Source organism: Mesorhizobium sp. LCM 4576 (genome assembly GCF_001854815.1).
GTDB classification, from domain to species: domain Bacteria; phylum Pseudomonadota; class Alphaproteobacteria; order Rhizobiales; family Rhizobiaceae; genus Mesorhizobium; species Mesorhizobium plurifarium.
This window is the reverse complement of record NZ_MDDT01000005.1, coordinates 1-18841: the sequence shown is the minus strand read 5'-3', so window position 1 is coordinate 18841 and position 18841 is coordinate 1. Positions and strand designations below refer to the sequence as shown.

Sequence of the window (18841 nt, the reverse complement as noted above, 5' to 3'; positions counted from 1 at the left end):
CGGTTTTCCGTCCGGAATTGCGTAAACAAGGAGATAGCGCGCACTGGCCATTGAGGCAGGTTGAGCCGGGCAGGGCGCTGCCGCTATCCTGCCGGTGCTGCATGCACAGTGGAGGAGCGGCGATGCGCGAGGACATCCCGACTTTATATGAATGGGCCGGCGGCAGCGAGGCGCTGAACCGGCTGACCCGGACCTTTTATGACAAGGTGGCTGCGGATCCGATCGTCGGTCCGGTGTTCGAACACATGTCGCCGGATCACCCGGCGCATGTCGCCGCCTTCATCGGCGAGGTCTTTGGCGGGCCGAAGACCTACAGCGAGAAGCATGGCGGCCATCGCGAGATGGTGATGCATCACCTTGGCAAGCACCTGACCGAGGAACAGCGGCGCCGCTGGATCAATCTCCTTGCCGATGCTGCGGATGAGATCGGCCTGCCGGACGACCCCGAATTCCGCTCCGCCTTCATGGGTTATGTCGAGTGGGGATCGCGGCTGGCGAAGATGAACTCGAATCTGGGCGAGACCTGCGATCCCGAGACCGAGCCGATGCCGGCCTGGGGCTGGGGTGTGCCGGGCGGACCTTATAAGCCGCCGGCCGGGAAATCGTAAGCGCCTGTGCGCCCGCGATCGATTGCCGGCCTATCTGCATCCAGATTTCTGACAAAGCCTCCAAAACGGCATCGGAGTGCTCTTTACAGAGTGCCCGGAAGCTTTTAGGAAGCGCCTGCGCCGAACAGCGCATGCACGGGCATAGCTCAGTTGGTAGAGCGGCGGTCTCCAAAACCGCAGGTCGTAGGTTCGAGCCCTGCTGCCCGTGTCATCTCCTCGAAAGTGGCCGATCGAAGCCTCCGCGGTTGAAAATCGGCGGGTGGCTTGCCATATGGGGAAAATTGGGGCATAAGCCCCGCATAGCCGGGACGGGACGACTGGATGGTTCCGAGGCGGCGCTAGGGCATAAAGCGGACCTTGCCACTTGCGTGGATTAAGAATCGGTTTTATGTAGACAAGACAGACACGCGACGCGTGGAGCTGGGAAGCCGGCTTTACGCGTCTGATTTGCGTGGGTGAAATAGCGGCGCTGATTCGCGCCGCATAGAGCCCAGGCGGCACGTCCCGGCCAGCGGGATCATCCAGGAGGCCCGGCCAACGGGTCTTGAAAACAGGCGGCACATGGCTTCGAAAACCACTAATCCCTTCACCTTTCTCCAGCAGGTCCGCGCGGAGACGGCCAAGGTGACATGGCCTTCGCGGCGCGAAACCATGATCTCGACCGTGATGGTCCTGGTGTTCGCGGTGATCGCGATGCTGTTCTTCTTCGCTGCCGATATTCTGATGGGCTATGCGATCGAGTGGATCCTGGGTCTCGGGCATTAATTCGGCGGTTTACGGAGAGGTCGTGAAATGACTGCGCGGTGGTATATCGTCCACGCCTATTCGAACTTCGAGAAGAAGGTCGCCGAGGACATCGAGAACAAGGCCAAGCAGAAGGGCTTGTCCGGCGAGATCGAGCAGATCGTGGTGCCGACCGAGAAGGTCGTCGAGATCCGCCGCGGTCGCAAGGTCGATGCCGAGCGCAAGTTCTTCCCGGGCTATGTGCTCCTGAAGGCCAATCTGACCGATGCCGTGTTCTCGCTGGTCAAGAACACGCCGAAGGTCACCGGCTTCCTGGGCGACTCCAAGCCCGTGCCGATCACCGAGACCGAGGCGCAGCGCATCCTGAACCAGGTCCAGGAAGGTGTCGAGCGGCCGAAGCCGTCGGTCACCTTCGAGATCGGTGAGGCGATCCGCGTTTCGGACGGTCCATTCGCGTCGTTCAACGGCGTCGTCCAGGAAGTGGACGAGGAGCGTGCCCGCCTCAAGGTGGAAGTTTCGATCTTCGGGCGCGCCGTGCCTGTCGATCTGGAATTCGGACAGGTCGAAAAGGGCTGATCCGTATATCCGCGCCGCAAGGCGTCGGGGCGGTGTGAAAAACGCCGCATGAACGGGTGGGAGGCGAAGGCGGCATAGCCGGCCGTCGGAACCGTACCACCAGACTGCAACCGCCGGTGTTGCCCGAGAATGGGGCCGGCATGAGAAAAGGCAGGAATAGAGATGGCTAAGAAAGTTGCAGGCCAGCTCAAGCTCCAGGTTGCCGCGGGCTCGGCTACGCCGTCGCCCCCGATCGGCCCGGCGCTTGGTCAGCGCGGCATCAACATCATGGAGTTCTGCAAGKCGTTCAACGCGCAGACCCAGGAGATGGAGAAGGGGTCGCCGATCCCGGTCGTCATCACCTACTACCAGGACAAGTCGTTCACCTTCGTCATGAAGACGCCGCCGGTGAGCTACTTCCTGAAGAAGGCCGCCAACCTGAAGTCGGRCTCCAAGGAGCCGGGCAAGACCAAGGTCGGCACRATCAGCCGCGACAAGGTGCGCGCGATCGCCGAGCAGAAGATGAAGGACCTGAACGCAAACGACGTCGAGGCGGCCATGCGCATGGTCGAGGGCTCCGCCCGCTCGATGGGCCTGGAAGTGGTGGGCTAAGATCATGGCAAAGATTGCAAAGCGTGTTGCCAAGAGCCGCGAAGGCATCGATCCGAACAAGGCTTACGCCCTCTCCGAGGCGCTGCAGCTGCTCAAGGACCGGTCCAAGGTGAAGTTCGACGAGACCGTCGAGGTCTCGATGAATCTCGGCGTCGATCCGCGCCATGCCGACCAGATGGTCCGCGGCGTGGTCAACCTGCCGAACGGCACCGGCCGCTCGGTGCGCGTCGCCGTGTTCGCTCGCGGCGACAAGGCTGAGGAAGCCAAGGCCGCCGGCGCCGATGTGGTTGGCGCCGAGGACCTGGTCGACATCGTCCAGAAGGGCACGATCGATTTCGATCGCTGCATCGCCACCCCGGACATGATGCCGCTGGTCGGCCGTCTGGGTAAGGTGCTCGGCCCGCGCGGCATGATGCCGAACCCGAAGGTCGGCACCGTGACCACCGATGTGGCCGCGGCCGTCAAGGCTTCGAAGGGCGGCGCCGTCGAGTTCCGCGTCGAGAAGGCCGGCATCGTCCAGGCCGGCGTCGGCAAGGTCTCGTTCGACGTCAAGGCGTTGGAAGAGAACGTCCGCRCCTTCGCCGATGCGGTGAACAAGGCCAAGCCCGCGGGCGCCAAGGGCAACTACGTCAAGAAGGTGTCGGTCACCTCGACGATGGGCCCGGGCCTCAAGCTCGACATCGCGACGCTCGCCGCGTCGTAAGTGTCGTCCGGTCGGCCTCGAGCTGATCGTAACAAGAATTCCGGACCGCCGATCCGTCGGCGGCCCGGTAACCCGGGAGCCGAAAGGTTTCCGGATGTCCTGTCCGAGATTGCMGGCGGCCCAAAAGCCTTAATTCGATTGGGCCTGCATGAGACGGGTGAAGACCCGACAAAGGAGCAAGTGCTCCAATGAAAGGTTCGAACCGTGTTTGCCTTTTGTCAGCACATCGCCGGCTTGCCGTCGGTGTGGCGAAAAAGGGGGCAGGATCCTCGAGCGCCGTTCGGGAGATCCAGGATTTGGATGGCCCGGCCGGCAAAAGGCAACCCGACTTCTGACCTCGAAAATGAGGCAGGGGTCAACTGGAGATAGGCAGTGGACAGAGCGGAAAAGCGCGAACTCGTCACGGGCCTGAACGAAGCGTTCACGAACGCGGGTTCAGTCGTCGTGGCCCACTACGCCGGTATCACCGTGGCGCAAAYGAACGACCTCCGGTCTAAGATGCGCGCCGCCGGCGGCACCGTCAAAGTCGCGAAGAACCGTCTCGCCAAGATCGCTCTTCAGGGCACGGACTCCGCATCGATCGTCGATCTGTTCAAGGGACAGACGCTGGTCGCTTATTCGGAGGATCCGGTTGCGGCGCCGAAGGTCACGTCCGATTTCGCCAAGGGGAATGACAAGCTGATCATTCTCGGCGGCGCGATGGGCTCGACCTCGCTCAACGCCGATGGTGTCAAGGCACTCGCCACGATGCCGTCGCTCGACGAGCTGCGCGCCAAGCTGGTTGGCATGATCGCCACGCCGGCAACCCGGATCGCCCAGATCGTCAATGCGCCCGCGGCTTCGGTCGCGCGCGTCATCGGCGCTTACGCCCGGAAGGACGAGGCGGCATGAGGCCGTTCCTCGCTGTCAACAACACACGTTCGAACCAACTAAAGGAATATCAAAATGGCTGATCTCGCGAAGATCGTAGACGACCTTTCGAAGCTGACCGTCCTCGAGGCGGCTGAGCTGTCGAAGCTCCTGGAAGAGAAGTGGGGCGTTTCGGCCGCTGCTCCGGTGGCTGTTGCCGCCGCTGCCGGTGGCGCTGCCGCTGCCGCTGCTCCGGCTGAAGAGAAGACGGAATTCGACGTCGTTCTCGCCGACGCCGGCGCCCAGAAGATCAACGTCATCAAGGAAGTCCGCGCCATCACCGGCCTTGGCCTCAAGGAAGCCAAGGACCTGGTCGAAGCGGCTCCGAAGCCGGTCAAGGAAGGCGTTTCCAAGGCCGACGCCGACAAGTTCAAGGCTCAGCTGGAAGCAGCTGGCGCCAAGGTCGAGCTGAAGTAAGCCTGTCAGGCAGGGGCGGGCGGTCTCGCGCCGTCCGCCCCCTCCCTTGGATCGAGGGAGGGCTTTGTTGCGCGAGGCGTTTGAAAACCTCTTTCCTGAGGGCCGAAAAGCGGCCTTCCGGAAACGGGTTTTCTCCCGTTTTAGCCGGTAGCCGCCAAGCGATTGGAAAAGGCGACCGGAAAAACAGATAGGGGCAGCCGCCGAGGCCGCCCGTTGGTGCAAGGCGAGCCGCGGCGAGGTTCGTCCCGAGTTTAGAGCTAAGGAGCGACGATGGCCCAGACCCAGACTTTCAATGGCCGCAGACGCGTACGCAAGTTCTTCGGAAAGATCCCGGAAGTTGCGGAGATGCCGAACCTCATCGAGGTTCAGAAGGCATCCTATGACCAGTTCCTGATGGTGGACGAGCCCAAGGGCGGCCGTCCGGACGAAGGGCTGCAGGCCGTTTTCAAGTCGGTCTTCCCGATCTCCGACTTTTCCGGCTCCTCCATGCTGGAGTTCGTGAAGTATGAGTTCGAGGCACCGAAATTCGACGTTGACGAGTGCCGTCAGYGCGACCTGACCTATGCCGCGCCGCTCAAGGTGACGCTGCGCCTCATCGTGTTCGATATCGACGAGGATACYGGCGCGAAGTCGATCAAGGACATCAAGGAGCAGGACGTCTACATGGGCGACATGCCGCTCATGACGTCGAACGGCACCTTCATCGTCAACGGCACCGAGCGCGTCATCGTCTCGCAGATGCACCGCTCGCCGGGCGTCTTCTTCGACCATGACAAGGGAAAGTCGCACTCGTCGGGCAAGCTTCTGTTTGCCGCGCGCGTCATCCCCTATCGCGGTTCGTGGCTCGACATCGAGTTCGATAGCAAGGACGTCGTGCACGCCCGCATCGACCGCCGCCGCAAGATCCCGGTGACGTCGCTTCTGATGGCGCTCGGCATGGACGGCGAAGAGATCCTGTCGACCTTCTACAACAAGATCACCTACAAGCGCTCCGGCGACCATTGGCGCATTCCCTTCAACGTCGAGCGGTTCCGCGGCCTCAAGGCCGTCGGCGACCTTGTCGACGCCGACACCGGCGAGATCGTCGTCGAGGCCGGCAAGAAGATCACCGCGCGCCAGGCCCGCCAGCTCGGCGAAAAGGGTCTCAAGGCCATCAAGGCGACCGACGAGGATCTGCTCGGCAACTATCTCGCCGAGGACATCGTCAACTACGCCACCGGTGAAATCTTCCTCGAGGCCGGCGACGAGATCGACGACAAGACGCTGAAAGTGCTGCTCGGCACCGGCGAGGAAGAGATCCAGATCCTGGACATCGACCACGTCAATGTCGGCGCCTACATCCGTAACACCTTGGCCGTCGACAAGAACGAGAGCCGCCAGGACGCGCTGTTCGACATCTACCGCGTCATGCGCCCGGGCGAGCCGCCGACGCTCGAGACCGCCGAAGCCATGTTCAACTCGCTGTTCTTCGACAGCGAGCGCTATGACCTGTCGGCCGTCGGCCGCGTCAAGATGAACATGYGCCTCGAGCTCAAGGCCGAGGACACCGTGCGCGTGCTGCGCAAGGAAGACATCCTGGCTGTGGTCAAGACGCTGGTCGAACTGCGCGACGRCAAGGGCGAGATCGACGACATCGACAATCTCGGCAACCGCCGCGTGCGTTCGGTCGGCGAGCTCATGGAGWACCAGTACCGCGTCGGGCTGCTGCGCATGGAGCGCGCGATCAAGGAACGCATGTCCTCGATCGAGATCGACACGGTCATGCCGCAGGACCYGATCAACGCCAAGCCGGCGGCCGCCGCCGTGCGCGAGTTCTTCGGTTCCTCGCAGCTGTCGCAGTTCATGGACCAGACCAACCCGTTGTCGGAGATCACCCACAAGCGTCGCCTGTCGGCGCTTGGACCGGGCGGTCTGACCCGCGAGCGCGCCGGCTTCGAGGTGCGCGACGTGCACCCGACGCATTACGGCCGCATCTGCCCGATCGAGACGCCGGAAGGTCCGAATATCGGTCTGATCAACTCGCTGGCCACCTTCGCGCGCGTCAACAAGTACGGCTTCATCGAAAGCCCGTACCGCAAGATCGTGGGCGGCAAGCTGACCAACGAGGTCGTCTATCTGTCGGCGATGGAAGAGGCCAAGCACTATGTCGCGCAGGCCAACGCCGAGCTCGACAAGAATGGCAGCTTCGTCGACGAGTTCGTCATTTGCCGTAACGCCGGCGAAGTGATGATGGCGCCGCGCGAAAACGTCGACCTGATGGACGTCTCGCCGAAGCAGATGGTGTCGGTCGCGGCCGCGCTCATCCCGTTCCTCGAGAACGACGACGCCAACCGCGCGCTGATGGGCTCGAACATGCAGCGTCAGGCCGTGCCGCTGGTGCGCGCCGAGGCGCCGTTCGTCGGCACCGGCATGGAGCCGGTCGTCGCCCGTGACTCGGGCGCGGCCATCGGCGCCCGTCGTGGCGGCGTGGTCGACCAGGTTGACGCCACCCGTATCGTCATCCGCGCCACGGAAGATCTCGATCCCGGCAAGTCGGGCGTCGATATCTACCGGCTGATGAAGTTCCAGCGTTCGAACCAGAACACCTGCATCAACCAGCGTCCGCTGGTGCGCATGGGCGACCGCGTCAACAAGGGCGACATCATTGCCGACGGTCCGTCGACCGAGCTCGGCGATCTGGCGCTCGGCCGCAACGTGCTCGTCGCGTTCATGCCGTGGAACGGCTACAACTACGAGGACTCGATCCTGCTCTCCGAGCGCATCGTGGCCGACGACGTCTTCACCTCGAYCCACATCGAGGAGTTCGAGGTCATGGCGCGCGACACCAAGCTCGGGCCGGAGGAAATCACGCGCGACATTCCGAACGTTTCGGAAGAGGCGCTGAAGAACCTCGACGAGGCCGGCATCGTCTATATCGGTGCCGAAGTGCAGCCGGGCGATATCCTGGTCGGCAAGATCACGCCGAAGGGCGAAAGCCCGATGACGCCGGAAGAGAAGCTTCTGCGCGCCATCTTCGGCGAAAAGGCCTCGGACGTCCGCGACACCTCCATGCGCATGCCTCCGGGCACCTTCGGCACGGTCGTCGAAGTGCGCGTCTTCAACCGCCACGGCGTGGAGAAGGACGAGCGCGCGATGGCGATCGAGCGCGAGGAGATCGAGCGTCTGGCCAAGGACCGCGACGACGAGCAGGCGATCCTCGACCGCAACGTCTATGCGCGTCTTTCCGACGTGCTGGTCGGCAAGGAAGCGATCGCCGGACCGAAAGGCTTCAAGAAGGGCTCGRAGCTGTCGAAGGACACGCTCGACGAGTATCCGCGTTCGCAGTGGTGGCAGTTCGCCGTCGAGAACGAGAAACTCCAGGGCGAGCTCGAGGCTCTGCGCGGCCAGTATGACGAGTCCAAGAAGGCGCTCGAGCAGCGCTTCATGGACAAGGTCGAGAAGGTGCAGCGCGGCGACGAAATGCCTCCGGGCGTCATGAAGATGGTCAAGGTCTTCGTGGCGGTGAAGCGCAAGATGCAGCCGGGCGACAAGATGGCCGGCCGTCACGRCAACAAGGGTGTCGTGTCGCGCATCGTTCCGGTCGAGGATATGCCTTTCCTCGAGGACGGCACGCATGCCGATATCGTGCTCAACCCGCTGGGTGTGCCGAGCCGCATGAATGTCGGCCAGATCCTGGAGACGCATCTGGGCTGGGCTTGCGCCGGTATGGGCAGGAAGATCGGCGAGCTGATCGACGCCTACAAGGCGGGCGGCGACATCAAGCCGCTGCGCAAGACGCTGGAAAGCTTCATGCCGGCCAACGACCGCAACGAGCCGATCCGCGAGTATGACGACGAGAGCATCGTTCGCCTGAGCGAGCAGATGCGCCGCGGCGTCTCCATCGCGACCCCGGTGTTCGACGGCGCGCATGAGGCCGACATCAACACCATGCTGGAGCAGGCCGGCCTGCACACCAGCGGTCAGTCGCAGCTCTATGACGGCCGCACCGGCGAGCCGTTCGATCGCAAGGTGACGATGGGCTATATCTATATGCTCAAGCTGCATCACCTGGTGGACGACAAGATCCACGCGCGTTCGATCGGCCCGTACTCGCTCGTCACCCAGCAGCCGCTGGGCGGCAAGGCGCAGTTCGGTGGCCAGCGCTTCGGCGAAATGGAGGTCTGGGCGCTCGAAGCCTACGGCGCCGCCTACACGCTGCAGGAAATGCTGACGGTGAAGTCGGACGACGTCGCCGGCCGCACCAAGGTCTACGAGGCGATCGTGCGCGGCGACGACACGTTCGAGGCGGGCATTCCGGAGAGCTTCAACGTGCTCGTCAAGGAAATGCGCTCGCTCGGTCTCAATGTCGAGCTGGAGAACACCCAGCTCGAAGAGGTCCCGACGCGTCTGCCCGACGCAGCCGAGTAAAGGCTACGGCGCGCGCCGCTCTAAGGGCGGCGCGCCCCTCAAAATTCTCGGCCGGTTCGACCGGCCAGTCTGCGGACATTTCGTCCGCGATCGATTGAAGGGGTTATCGAGGACCCCGAAAAGGAGAACGGCATGAACCAAGAGGTCATGAATCTCTTCAACCCGCAGGCGCCTGCGCAGGTGTTCGATTCCATCCGGATCTCGCTTGCCAGCCCAGAGAAGATTCTGTCCTGGTCGTTCGGCGAGATCAAGAAGCCGGAGACCATCAACTACCGCACCTTCAAGCCGGAGCGTGACGGCCTGTTCTGCGCGCGCATTTTTGGCCCGATCAAGGACTATGAGTGCCTGTGCGGCAAGTACAAGCGCATGAAGTACAAGGGCGTCATCTGCGAGAAGTGCGGCGTCGAAGTCACGCTGTCGCGCGTTCGCCGCGAGCGCATGGGCCATATCGAGCTCGCCGCGCCCGTCGCCCATATCTGGTTCCTGAAGTCGCTGCCCTCGCGCATCGGCACGCTGCTCGACATGACGCTCAAGGACATCGAGCGCGTGCTCTACTTCGAGAACTACATCGTCACCGAGCCGGGCCTGACCGCGCTGAAGGAGAACCAGCTCCTCAGCGAGGAAGAGTACATGCTCGCCGTGGACGAGTATGGCGAGGATTCTTTCACCGCCATGATCGGCGCCGAGGCCATCCATGACCTTCTGGCCGGCATGGACCTGGAGAAGATCGCCGGCGACCTGCGTTCGGAGCTGGCTTCGACCACCTCCGAGCTCAAGCAGAAGAAATACCTGAAGCGGCTCAAGGTCGTTGAGAACTTCATGGAATCCGGCAACCGTCCGGAATGGATGATCATGAAGGTGGTTCCGGTGATCCCGCCGGACCTGCGCCCGCTCGTCCCGCTGGACGGCGGCCGCTTCGCGACGTCCGATCTCAACGATCTCTATCGCCGCGTCATCAACCGCAACAACCGCCTGAAGCGGCTGATCGAGCTGCGCGCGCCCGGCATCATCGTGCGCAATGAAAAGCGCATGCTGCAGGAAGCCGTCGACGCGCTGTTCGACAACGGCCGTCGCGGCCGCGTCATCACCGGCGCCAACAAGCGTCCGCTGAAGTCGCTGTCCGACATGCTCAAGGGCAAGCAGGGCCGGTTCCGCCAGAACCTGCTCGGCAAGCGCGTCGACTATTCCGGCCGCTCGGTCATCGTGACCGGTCCGGAGTTGAAGCTRCATCAGTGCGGCCTGCCGAAGAAGATGGCGCTCGAGCTCTTCAAGCCCTTCATCTACGCCCGTCTCGACRCCAAGGGTTTCTCCTCGACCGTCAAGCAGGCGAAGAAGCTGGTCGAGAAGGAGCGTCCGGAGGTTTGGGATATCCTCGACGAGGTCATCCGCGAACATCCGGTGCTGTTGAACCGCGCGCCGACGCTGCATCGCCTTGGCATCCAGGCGTTTGAGCCGACCCTGATCGAAGGCAAGGCGATCCAGCTGCATCCGCTGGTCTGCACCGCCTTCAACGCCGACTTCGACGGCGACCAGATGGCGGTCCACGTGCCGCTGTCGCTGGAAGCGCAGCTCGAAGCCCGCGTGCTGATGATGTCGACCAACAACATCCTGCACCCGGCCTCCGGCGCGCCGATCATCGTGCCGTCGCAAGACATGGTTCTCGGTCTCTACTATTTGTCGATCGTCAACCAGAACGAGCCGGGCGAAGGCATGGTGTTCGCCGACATGGGCGAGCTCCAGCATGCGCTGGAGACCAAAGCCGTGACGCTGCACGCCAAGATCAAGGGCCGCTTCCGCACAGTCGACGCCGAAGGCAATGTCGTGTCGAAGATCTATGACACCACGCCTGGCCGCATGATCATCGGCGAGCTTCTGCCGAAGAACGTCAACGTGCCGTATGAGACCGCCAACCAGGAGATGACCAAGAAGAACATCTCCAAGATGATCGACACCGTCTACCGCCACTGCGGTCAGAAGGAGACGGTCATCTTCTGCGACCGCATCATGGCGCTGGGCTTCGCGCATGCCTGCCGTGCCGGCATTTCGTTCGGCAAGGACGACATGCTGATCCCGGACACCAAGCTGAAGCTTGTTTCCGACACCGAGGCTTTGGCCAAGGAATACGAGCAGCAGTACAATGACGGCCTGATCACGCAGGGCGAGAAGTACAACAAGGTCGTCGACGCCTGGGCCAAGTGCTCGGAAAAGGTCGCCGACGAAATGATGGCGCGCATCAAGGCGGTGGAGTTCGAGGAGAACGGCCGTCAGAAGCCGATGAACTCGATCTACATGATGTCGCATTCGGGTGCGCGCGGTTCGCCCACCCAGATGCGCCAGCTCGCCGGCATGCGCGGCCTGATGGCCAAGCCGTCGGGGGAGATCATCGAGACGCCGATCATCTCGAACTTCAAGGAAGGTCTCACCGTGCTCGAGTACTTCAACTCGACCCACGGCGCCCGCAAGGGTCTGGCCGACACCGCCTTGAAGACGGCGAACTCGGGTTACCTCACCCGCCGTCTCGTCGACGTGGCGCAGGACTGCATCGTCAACTCCGTGGATTGCGGCACCGACAAGGGCCTCACCATGCAGCCGATCGTCGATGCCGGTCAGATCGTCGCTTCGGTCGGCCAGCGCGTGCTGGGCCGCACCGCGCTCGACGACATCAACCATCCGGTCTCCGGCGAATTGYTGGTCAAGGCCGGCAAGCTGATGGACGAGCGTGATGTGGAGCAGATCGAAAAGGCCGGCGTGCAGTCGGTCCGCATCYGTTCGGCGCTGACCTGCGAGGTCAGGACCGGCGTGTGCGCCGTCTGCTACGGACGCGACCTGGCTCGCGGTACTCCCGTCAACCAGGGCGAGGCCGTCGGCGTCATCGCGGCGCAGTCGATCGGCGAGCCTGGCACCCAGCTCACCATGCGTACTTTCCACATGGGCGGCACGGCGCAGGTGGTGGATTCTTCGTTCCTTGAAGCCTCCTATGAGGGCAAGGTGCAGATCCGCAACCGCAACGTGGTGCGCAACTCGGAAGGCCAGCAGATGGTCATGGGCCGCAACATGGCGGTGCTCATCCTCGATGAGACCGGCAAGGAGCGCGCCACGCACCGCGTCGCCTATGGTTCGCGCATCTTCGTGGACGATGGCGACAAGGTGAAGCGCGGCCAGCGTATCGCCGAGTGGGATCCCTACACCCGCCCGATCCTCACCGAAATCGAGGGTCGCGTGGCGTTCGAGGATCTGGTCGACGGCATTTCCGTCCAGGAAACGGYCGACGAGTCGACCGGCATCACCAAGCGTGAGGTCATCGACTGGCGTTCGACGCCGCGCGGCAGCGACCTGAAGCCCGCGATCGTCATCCAGGACGCCAAGGGCAAGGTCGGCAAGCTGTCGAAGGGCGGCGATGCGCGCTTCCTGCTCTCGGTCGAGGCCATCCTCTCGGTCGAGCCGGGCGCCCATGTGAAGCCGGGCGACGTGCTGGCGCGTATCCCGATGGAAAGCGCCAAGACCAAGGACATCACCGGTGGTCTGCCGCGTGTCGCGGAACTGTTCGAGGCTCGCCGTCCGAAGGATCACGCCATCATCGCCGAGATCGATGGCACGATCCGCTTCGGCCGCGACTACAAGAACAAGCGCCGCATCATCATCGAGCCGCATGACTCGACGCTGGAGCCGGTGGAGTACCTGATCCCGAAGGGCAAGCCGTTCCATCTCCAGGACGGCGACGTCATCGAGAAGGGCGACTACATCCTCGACGGCAATCCGGCGCCGCACGACATCCTGGCGATCAAGGGCGTGGAGGCGCTTGCCTCCTACCTCGTCAATGAGATCCAGGAGGTCTACCGCCTGCAGGGCGTGTCGATCAACGACAAGCACATCGAGGTGATCGTTCGCCAGATGCTGCAGAAGGTCGAGATCACCACGCAGGGCGACTCGACCTACATCCCGGGCGACCATGTCGACGTGATCGAGCTGGAAGAGGTCAACGAGCGCCTGATCGAGGACGGCAAGAAGCCGGCCGAAGGTCAGCCGGTGCTGCTCGGCATCACCAAGGCCTCGCTGCAGACGCCGTCCTTCATCTCGGCCGCCTCCTTCCAGGAGACGACCAGGGTGCTGACCGAGGCAGCGGTTGCCGGCAAGACCGACATGCTGCAGGGCCTGAAGGAAAACGTCATCGTCGGCCGCCTGATCCCGGCCGGCACGGGCGGCACGATGAGCCAAATCCGGCGCATCGCCACTTCGCGCGACGAGCTCATCATCGACGAGCGCCGCAAGGCCTCCGGTGTCGAGGTCGCYGAGCCGATGCTGACCGACATGGTCAACGCCGCGCAGTAAGCGGTTATGATATGAGAGACGACGAGAAGGGGCCTACGCGGCCCCTTCTTGCATTTTGGCTTCACGAACGAGGAAGAGCCATGAGCAGCAAGACCTGGACTTCTGTCGACGACTATATCGTTTCCGCTCTTTTCGAAGCGGATCCAATGCTGGATGCGGTGCTCAAGGCCAACCGCGATCAGGGCCTGCCGGCGATCGACGTCTCGGCGGCGCAGGGCAAGCTGCTGTCGCTGCTGGTGCGCATCCGCGGTGCCAAGACCGTGCTGGAGGTCGGCACGCTCGGCGGCTACTCGACCATCTGGATGGCAAGGGGATTGCCGGCGGACGGTAAGGTCGTGACGCTGGAGCTCGACCCGCACCACGCCAAGGTCGCGCGCTCGAATTTCGAGCGGGCAGGGGTTTCCGACAAGGTCGACCTACGGGTCGGTCCCGCGCTCCAGTCCCTTGCCGCCCTTGGCAGCGAAAATGCGGGGCCGTTCGACCTGATCTTCATCGACGCCGACAAGCCGAACAACCCGAATTATCTCGACTGGGCCATGAAGCTGGCGCGCCCGGGCACCGTCATCGTCTGCGACAACGTCATCCGCGACGGTGCGGTCGTGAAAAAGAACAGCGGCGACGCCAATGTCGAAGGCGCTCGCGCCGCGTTCTCGTTCATCGGTGGCGAGAAGCGACTGGACGGCACCGCCATCCAGACCGTCGGCGCCAAGGGCTATGACGGTTTCGCCATCGCGATCGTCGAGTAAGGATCTCGTTCGCCTCGGCGCTTTACCGCGGTCTCAGTCGAAAAACGCCTCGACCACGTTGCGCTTGCCCAGCATGAAAGCATCGGCAACATGCTGCAGCGGCGCGAGGTCGACGTCCGAAGCTCCGGCGCGAACGATCTCGGCGAAGCGCTTGTAAAGCATCGGATATTCGGCTTCCGGCTCGTCATGGATGATGTTGCCGTCAACGGCGAGCTTCGCGCCGCCGCCTGACAGCACCATCTTGCCCTTGTCGGTCTCGGCCAGGATGTCCCAGCTCTGCGGGCCGGTCTGCAGCCAGTCGAGCTCCATCGTCACCGGCAGGCCGTTGGACGTGCGGAAGGCGACATGCGCCGCGACCGGCGCCGCGCGATTCTCCGGAAAATCGAGGACGGCCGAGGTGATGAACATCGGCGGCAGGATGTGGGTGGCGATCGACAGCGCGTTGATGCCCGGATCGAACACGCCGAAGCCGCCCGGTTCCCAGATCCATTCCTGGTTCGGGTGCCAGCGGCGCACGTCTTCCTTCCAGTTGATGGCGGCCGAAGTCAGCCTGGCCGAGGCGAGGAAAGCGCGCGCGGCTTCGACCGCCGGCGCGTAGCGGGAGTGCCAGCTGGCGAAGAGCGAGACGCCGTTCTTTTCGGCAAGCGCCTTAAGGTGCTCGACTTCGCTCACCGTCGCRCCCGGTGGCTTTTCGAGGAACACATGCTTCTTCGCTTCCAGCGCGGTGCGTGCGGCGTCGTAACGGAACTGCGGCGGCATGCAGAGCGAGACCGCCTCGAGGCCGGGTTCGGCCGCAAGCATTGTTTCGATATTGGGATAGTTGGCAATGCCGTCGACCTTGCCGTGGCGGCTGGCCGCGGCGATGAGCTGATAATTGCCGTCCTTGGCGATCGCCGGCAAATGCTGGTCGCGAACGATCTTTCCCACGCCGACGATGCCGAGCTTGATTGCGTTGCTGGTCATGGGAGCTCCGGAGAGAAGAGTGCTGGCTTTAGGTTGTCGGGAAGGCCGTTACGCCGGTGCGGTATCAGAACGGCTCGTCGAAGGTAACGATCGAGACCTCGCCTTCGAGCGCGCCCTGATAGGCCGACAGATGCGGCTCCTCGTCGGGCTCGCCCTCCATGTCGCCGATCTGGTCGAGCTCTGCCTCCGCGAATCCTTCCGCGGCGAGCGATTCGAGCSCGCGCCGCACGGCAGAATCATCGTCGGGCGCCACCAGCATCACGTGCACGCCCTCCGGCTTGCCGCCTTTCTTGCGCCAGACCCGTCCGGTGATGATGGTGACCGGCCGTTCCTCATTGTCGTTCACGGGTTGATTCCTCATTTTCCGGCAGATAGTCCGGTTCAAGCCGCCTTTTGGCACGAAGCAAGCCCGGAAGACAGCCGCAAGCCGGTCACTTTCTTCCTCGCTCTTGAAAAAAGGCGCAATAAAATTACATGCGTTTTGCGCATGGCTGCCAAGCCCCGAATTGACCGCAATATTTGCCGTTGCGGGGTTGACGGGCAATGACCTTACGAGTAGAAGCCRCCACGTCAGAACCGATGTGAGACCAGCCTTTCMGAGGCGACACGCTTTGGAGTTTGTCTCAAACAGGGTTCGTTTTACGAGCGAAAAGACATTTCCGGCGCGCATGAAGCGGCTTCCGCTTCCTCTGCAATTTGTTCGGGCAGGACCGCGAGYCGCGGTGTGTTGCCCGAATTTGCGTATGGAAATGACGCTTTGAGCGGCCCTGACAGGGCAGACACGGAATTGAGAGACAAGAGGGTTTAATGCCTACCGTCAACCAGCTGATCCGCAAGCCGCGCCTGGCGCCGGTGAAGCGCAACAAGGTCCCGGCCATGCAGCAGAACCCGCAGAAGCGGGGCGTCTGCACGCGCGTCTACACGACGACGCCGAAGAAGCCGAACTCGGCGCTGYGCAAGGTGGCCAAGATTCGCCTGACCAACGGTTTTGAAGTGATCGGCTACATCCCCGGCGAAGGTCACAACCTTCAGGAACACTCGGTGGTCATGATCCGCGGCGGTCGCGTCAAGGATCTGCCGGGCGTCCGCTACCACATCATCCGCGGCGTGCTCGACACGCAGGGTGTGAAGAACCGCAAGCAGCGTCGTTCGAAATACGGCGCCAAGCGTCCGAAGTAAGGGTTTCCCATGTCCCGTCGTCACAGTGCAGAAAAGCGTGAGATCAATCCGGACCCCAAGTTCGGCGATCTGATCGTCACCAAGTTCATGAACGCCGTCATGTATGATGGCAAGAAATCGGTTGCCGAGACCATCGTCTATGGCGCGCTGGACCAGGTCCAGTCCAAGACCAAGCAGGAGCCGGTCACCGTCTTCCACCAGGCGCTCGACAATGTCGCGCCRCATGTGGAAGTGCGCTCGCGTCGCGTCGGTGGCGCCACCTACCAGGTTCCGGTCGACGTGCGCCCCGAGCGCCGCCAGGCGCTGGCCATCCGCTGGCTGATCGCCGCGGCCCGCAACCGCAACGAGACCACCATGGTCGATCGCCTCTCGGGCGAGCTGATGGACGCGGCCAATAACCGCGGCACGGCCGTCAAGAAGCGTGAAGACACCCACAAGATGGCAGAAGCCAACCGCGCCTTCGCGCACTACCGCTGGTAAAGCGCGAACGAGACTGAGAGGCAACCTCCCATGGCCCGCGAATACAAAATCGAAGACTACCGCAATTTCGGTATCATGGCGCATATCGACGCCGGCAAGACGACGACGACCGAGCGCGTCCTGTATTACACGGGCAAGTCGCACAAGATCGGCGAAGTCCATGACGGCGCAGCCACCATGGACTGGATGGAGCAGGAGCAGGAACGCGGCATCACCATCACGTCCGCCGCGACCACGACCTTCTGGAAGGGTCGTGACGGCAAGATGCGCCGCTTCAACATCATCGACACCCCCGGACACGTCGACTTCACCATCGAGGTCGAGCGTTCGCTGCGCGTGCTCGACGGCGCCATCGCGCTGCTCGACGCCAACGCCGGTGTCGAGCCACAGACCGAGACCGTGTGGCGCCAGGCCGACAAGTACCACGTGCCGCGCATGATCTTCTGCAACAAGATGGACAAGATCGGCGCCGACTTCTACCGCTCGGAGGAAATGATCGGTTCGCGCCTCGGCGCGCAGGCTGTCGTCATGCAGCTGCCGATCGGCGCCGAGACCGAGTTCAAGGGCGTCGTCGACCTCGTCGAGATGAACGCGCTCGTCTGGCGCGATGAGACGCTCGGCGCTGCCTGGGACGTCGTCGAGATCCCAGCCGACCTCAAGGCGAAGGCCGAGCAGTACCGCGAGAAGATGATCGAAGCGGCTGTCGAGATGGACGAGACGGCGCTCGAGAACTACCTCGAAGGCAAGATGCCGTCGAATGACGAGATCCGCGCGCTGATCCGCAAGGGCACCATCGCGGTCAAGTTCTTCCCGATGTTCTGCGGTTCGGCCTTCAAGAACAAGGGCGTGCAGCCGCTGCTCGACGCCGTCGTCGAATACCTGCCGTCGCCGATCGACGTGCCGGCCATCAAGGGCGTCGACGCCAAGACCGACGCCGAGATCGAGCGTCATGCCGACGACAACGAGCCGCTGTCGATGCTGGCGTTCAAGATCATGAACGATCCGTTCGTCGGTTCGCTGACCTTCGCCCGCATCTATTCGGGCAAGCTCACCAAGGGCACCTCGCTCGACAACACGGTGAAGGGCAAGAAGGAGCGCATCGGCCGCATGCTGCAGATGCATGCGAATTCGCGCGCCGACATCGAGGAAGCCTATGCCGGCGACATCGTCGCTCTGGCTGGCCTGAAGGACACGACCACCGGCGACACGCTCTGCGATCCGCTGCACCCGGTCATTCTCGAGCGCATGGAGTTCCCCGATCCGGTCATCCAGATCGCCATCGAGCCGAAGACCAAGAACGACCAGGAGAAGATGGGCCTCGCGCTGCATCGCCTGGCGGCTGAGGATCCGTCCTTCCGCGTCAAGACCGACGAGGAARGCGGCCAGACCATCATCGCCGGCATGGGCGAGCTGCATCTCGACATCATCGTCGACCGCATGCGCCGCGAGTTCAAGGTCGAAGCCAATGTCGGCGCGCCGCAGGTGGCCTATCGCGAGACGATCACCCGCACGCACGAGCAGGACTACACGCACAARAAGCAGACCGGTGGTACCGGCCAGTTCGCCCGCGTCAAGATCCTGTTCGAGCCGAACACCGAGAGCGAAGAGTTCGTGTTCGAGTCCAAGATCGTCGGCGGTGCGGTTCCGAAGGAATACATCCCCGGCGTCGAGAAGGGCATCAACAGCGTCATGGGTTCCGGCCCGTTCGCTGGCTTCCCGATGATCGGCGTCAAGGCGACCCTCATCGACGGCGCCTTCCACGACGTCGACTCCTCGGTGCTGGCGTTCGAAATCGCTTCCCGCGCCTGCTTCAAGGAAGCCGCTCCGCGCCWCGGCGTGCAGTTGCTGGAGCCGATCATGAAGGTCGAGGTCGTGACGCCGGAAGATTACGTCGGGGGCGTCATTGGCGACCTCAACGGCCGTCGTGGCCAGATCCAGGGCCAGGAAGCGCGCGGCGTTGCCGTCGTCATCAACGCGATGGTGCCGCTCGCGAACATGTTCAAGTACGTCGACAATCTGCGTTCGATGTCRCAGGGCCGCGCCCAGTACACGATGCAGTTCGACCACTACGAGCCGGTTCCGACCGCGGTCGCCCAGGAAGTTCAGAAGAAATACGCGTAACTCGAGCGGGTTGCACGAGACCTTAATTCAAGGCCCGCACGGGCAGGCAGGAATGGAGAGATCACATG

General features: G+C 63.0%; 15 protein-coding genes and 1 tRNA gene. 14 read left to right on the top strand and 2 right to left on the bottom strand.

The annotated features are described in order from the left end of the window. Positions 1-122 precede the first annotated feature (122 nt). From LCM4576_RS02035 to LCM4576_RS01985, 11 genes are all read left to right on the top strand, one after another. Complete coding sequence (locus LCM4576_RS02035) at positions 123-608, top strand: group II truncated hemoglobin (protein ID WP_040983065.1); 486 nt, start codon at positions 123-125, stop codon at positions 606-608. A 135-nt stretch (positions 609-743) separates the two neighbouring features. Further along, a tRNA-Trp gene (locus LCM4576_RS02030) sits at positions 744-816 on the top strand. Positions 817-1169: 353 nt separating this feature from the next. Further along, the gene (gene secE / locus LCM4576_RS02025) at positions 1170-1373 is read left to right on the top strand and encodes a preprotein translocase subunit SecE (protein ID WP_027170383.1); all 204 of its coding nucleotides are present in this window, start codon (positions 1170-1172) and stop codon (positions 1371-1373) included. Between the two features lie 27 nt (positions 1374-1400). After that, positions 1401-1928, top strand: a complete 528-nt coding sequence (gene nusG, locus LCM4576_RS02020) for a transcription termination/antitermination protein NusG (RefSeq protein ID WP_041003121.1) — start codon at positions 1401-1403, stop codon at positions 1926-1928. Between the two features lie 162 nt (positions 1929-2090). Continuing rightward, a complete protein-coding gene (gene rplK, locus LCM4576_RS02015) occupies positions 2091-2519 on the top strand; it encodes a 50S ribosomal protein L11 (RefSeq protein ID WP_071030165.1) in 429 nt (142 codons plus the stop codon). A 4-nt stretch (positions 2520-2523) separates the two neighbouring features. Further along, positions 2524-3222, top strand: coding sequence for a 50S ribosomal protein L1 (gene rplA / locus LCM4576_RS02010; protein ID WP_071030163.1), 699 nt, complete (start codon positions 2524-2526; stop codon positions 3220-3222). 372 nt (positions 3223-3594) lie between these two features. After that, positions 3595-4113 (top strand): 50S ribosomal protein L10, encoded by a 519-nt coding sequence (gene rplJ, locus LCM4576_RS02005; protein ID WP_071030161.1) that lies wholly within the window; start codon positions 3595-3597, stop codon positions 4111-4113. 54 nt (positions 4114-4167) lie between these two features. Then, positions 4168-4548: a 50S ribosomal protein L7/L12 gene (gene rplL, locus LCM4576_RS02000; RefSeq protein ID WP_040983055.1), complete on the top strand. Its 381-nt coding sequence runs from the start codon at positions 4168-4170 to the stop codon at positions 4546-4548. 270 nt (positions 4549-4818) lie between these two features. Then, entirely contained in the window at positions 4819-8955 is a 4137-nt protein-coding gene (gene rpoB / locus LCM4576_RS01995; RefSeq protein WP_071030159.1) for a DNA-directed RNA polymerase subunit beta, read from the top strand. 132 nt (positions 8956-9087) lie between these two features. After that, positions 9088-13284: a DNA-directed RNA polymerase subunit beta' gene (rpoC, locus tag LCM4576_RS01990; RefSeq protein WP_071030157.1), complete on the top strand. Its 4197-nt coding sequence runs from the start codon at positions 9088-9090 to the stop codon at positions 13282-13284. Between the two features lie 80 nt (positions 13285-13364). Next, positions 13365-14030 carry an O-methyltransferase gene (locus LCM4576_RS01985; RefSeq protein ID WP_040983049.1) on the top strand — a complete coding sequence of 222 codons (666 nt, stop codon included), beginning with the start codon at positions 13365-13367 and terminating at the stop codon, positions 14028-14030. Between the two features lie 33 nt (positions 14031-14063). On the opposite strand, the gene LCM4576_RS01980 is transcribed toward LCM4576_RS01985, so the two are convergent. Next, positions 14064-14993, bottom strand: a complete 930-nt coding sequence (locus LCM4576_RS01980; protein ID WP_071030155.1) for a Gfo/Idh/MocA family protein — start codon at positions 14991-14993, stop codon at positions 14064-14066. A 64-nt stretch (positions 14994-15057) separates the two neighbouring features. Further along, positions 15058-15339: a transcriptional regulator gene (locus LCM4576_RS01975; RefSeq protein ID WP_071030153.1), complete on the bottom strand. Its 282-nt coding sequence runs from the start codon at positions 15337-15339 to the stop codon at positions 15058-15060. 461 nt (positions 15340-15800) lie between these two features. Here LCM4576_RS01975 and rpsL point away from each other — a divergent pair, with 461 nt between their 5' ends. Genes rpsL through fusA form a run of 3 tightly spaced genes read left to right on the top strand, consistent with a single transcriptional unit; the run spans position 15801 to position 18773 of the window. Beyond that, complete coding sequence (rpsL, locus tag LCM4576_RS01970; RefSeq protein ID WP_071030151.1) at positions 15801-16172, top strand: 30S ribosomal protein S12; 372 nt, start codon at positions 15801-15803, stop codon at positions 16170-16172. Between the two features lie 9 nt (positions 16173-16181). Beyond that, positions 16182-16652, top strand: a complete 471-nt coding sequence (gene rpsG / locus LCM4576_RS01965) for a 30S ribosomal protein S7 (protein ID WP_008875664.1) — start codon at positions 16182-16184, stop codon at positions 16650-16652. A gap of 30 nt (positions 16653-16682) precedes the next feature. Then, the gene (gene fusA / locus LCM4576_RS01960; protein ID WP_071030149.1) at positions 16683-18773 is read left to right on the top strand and encodes an elongation factor G; all 2091 of its coding nucleotides are present in this window, start codon (positions 16683-16685) and stop codon (positions 18771-18773) included. The last annotated feature ends 68 nt before the right edge of the window (positions 18774-18841 follow it).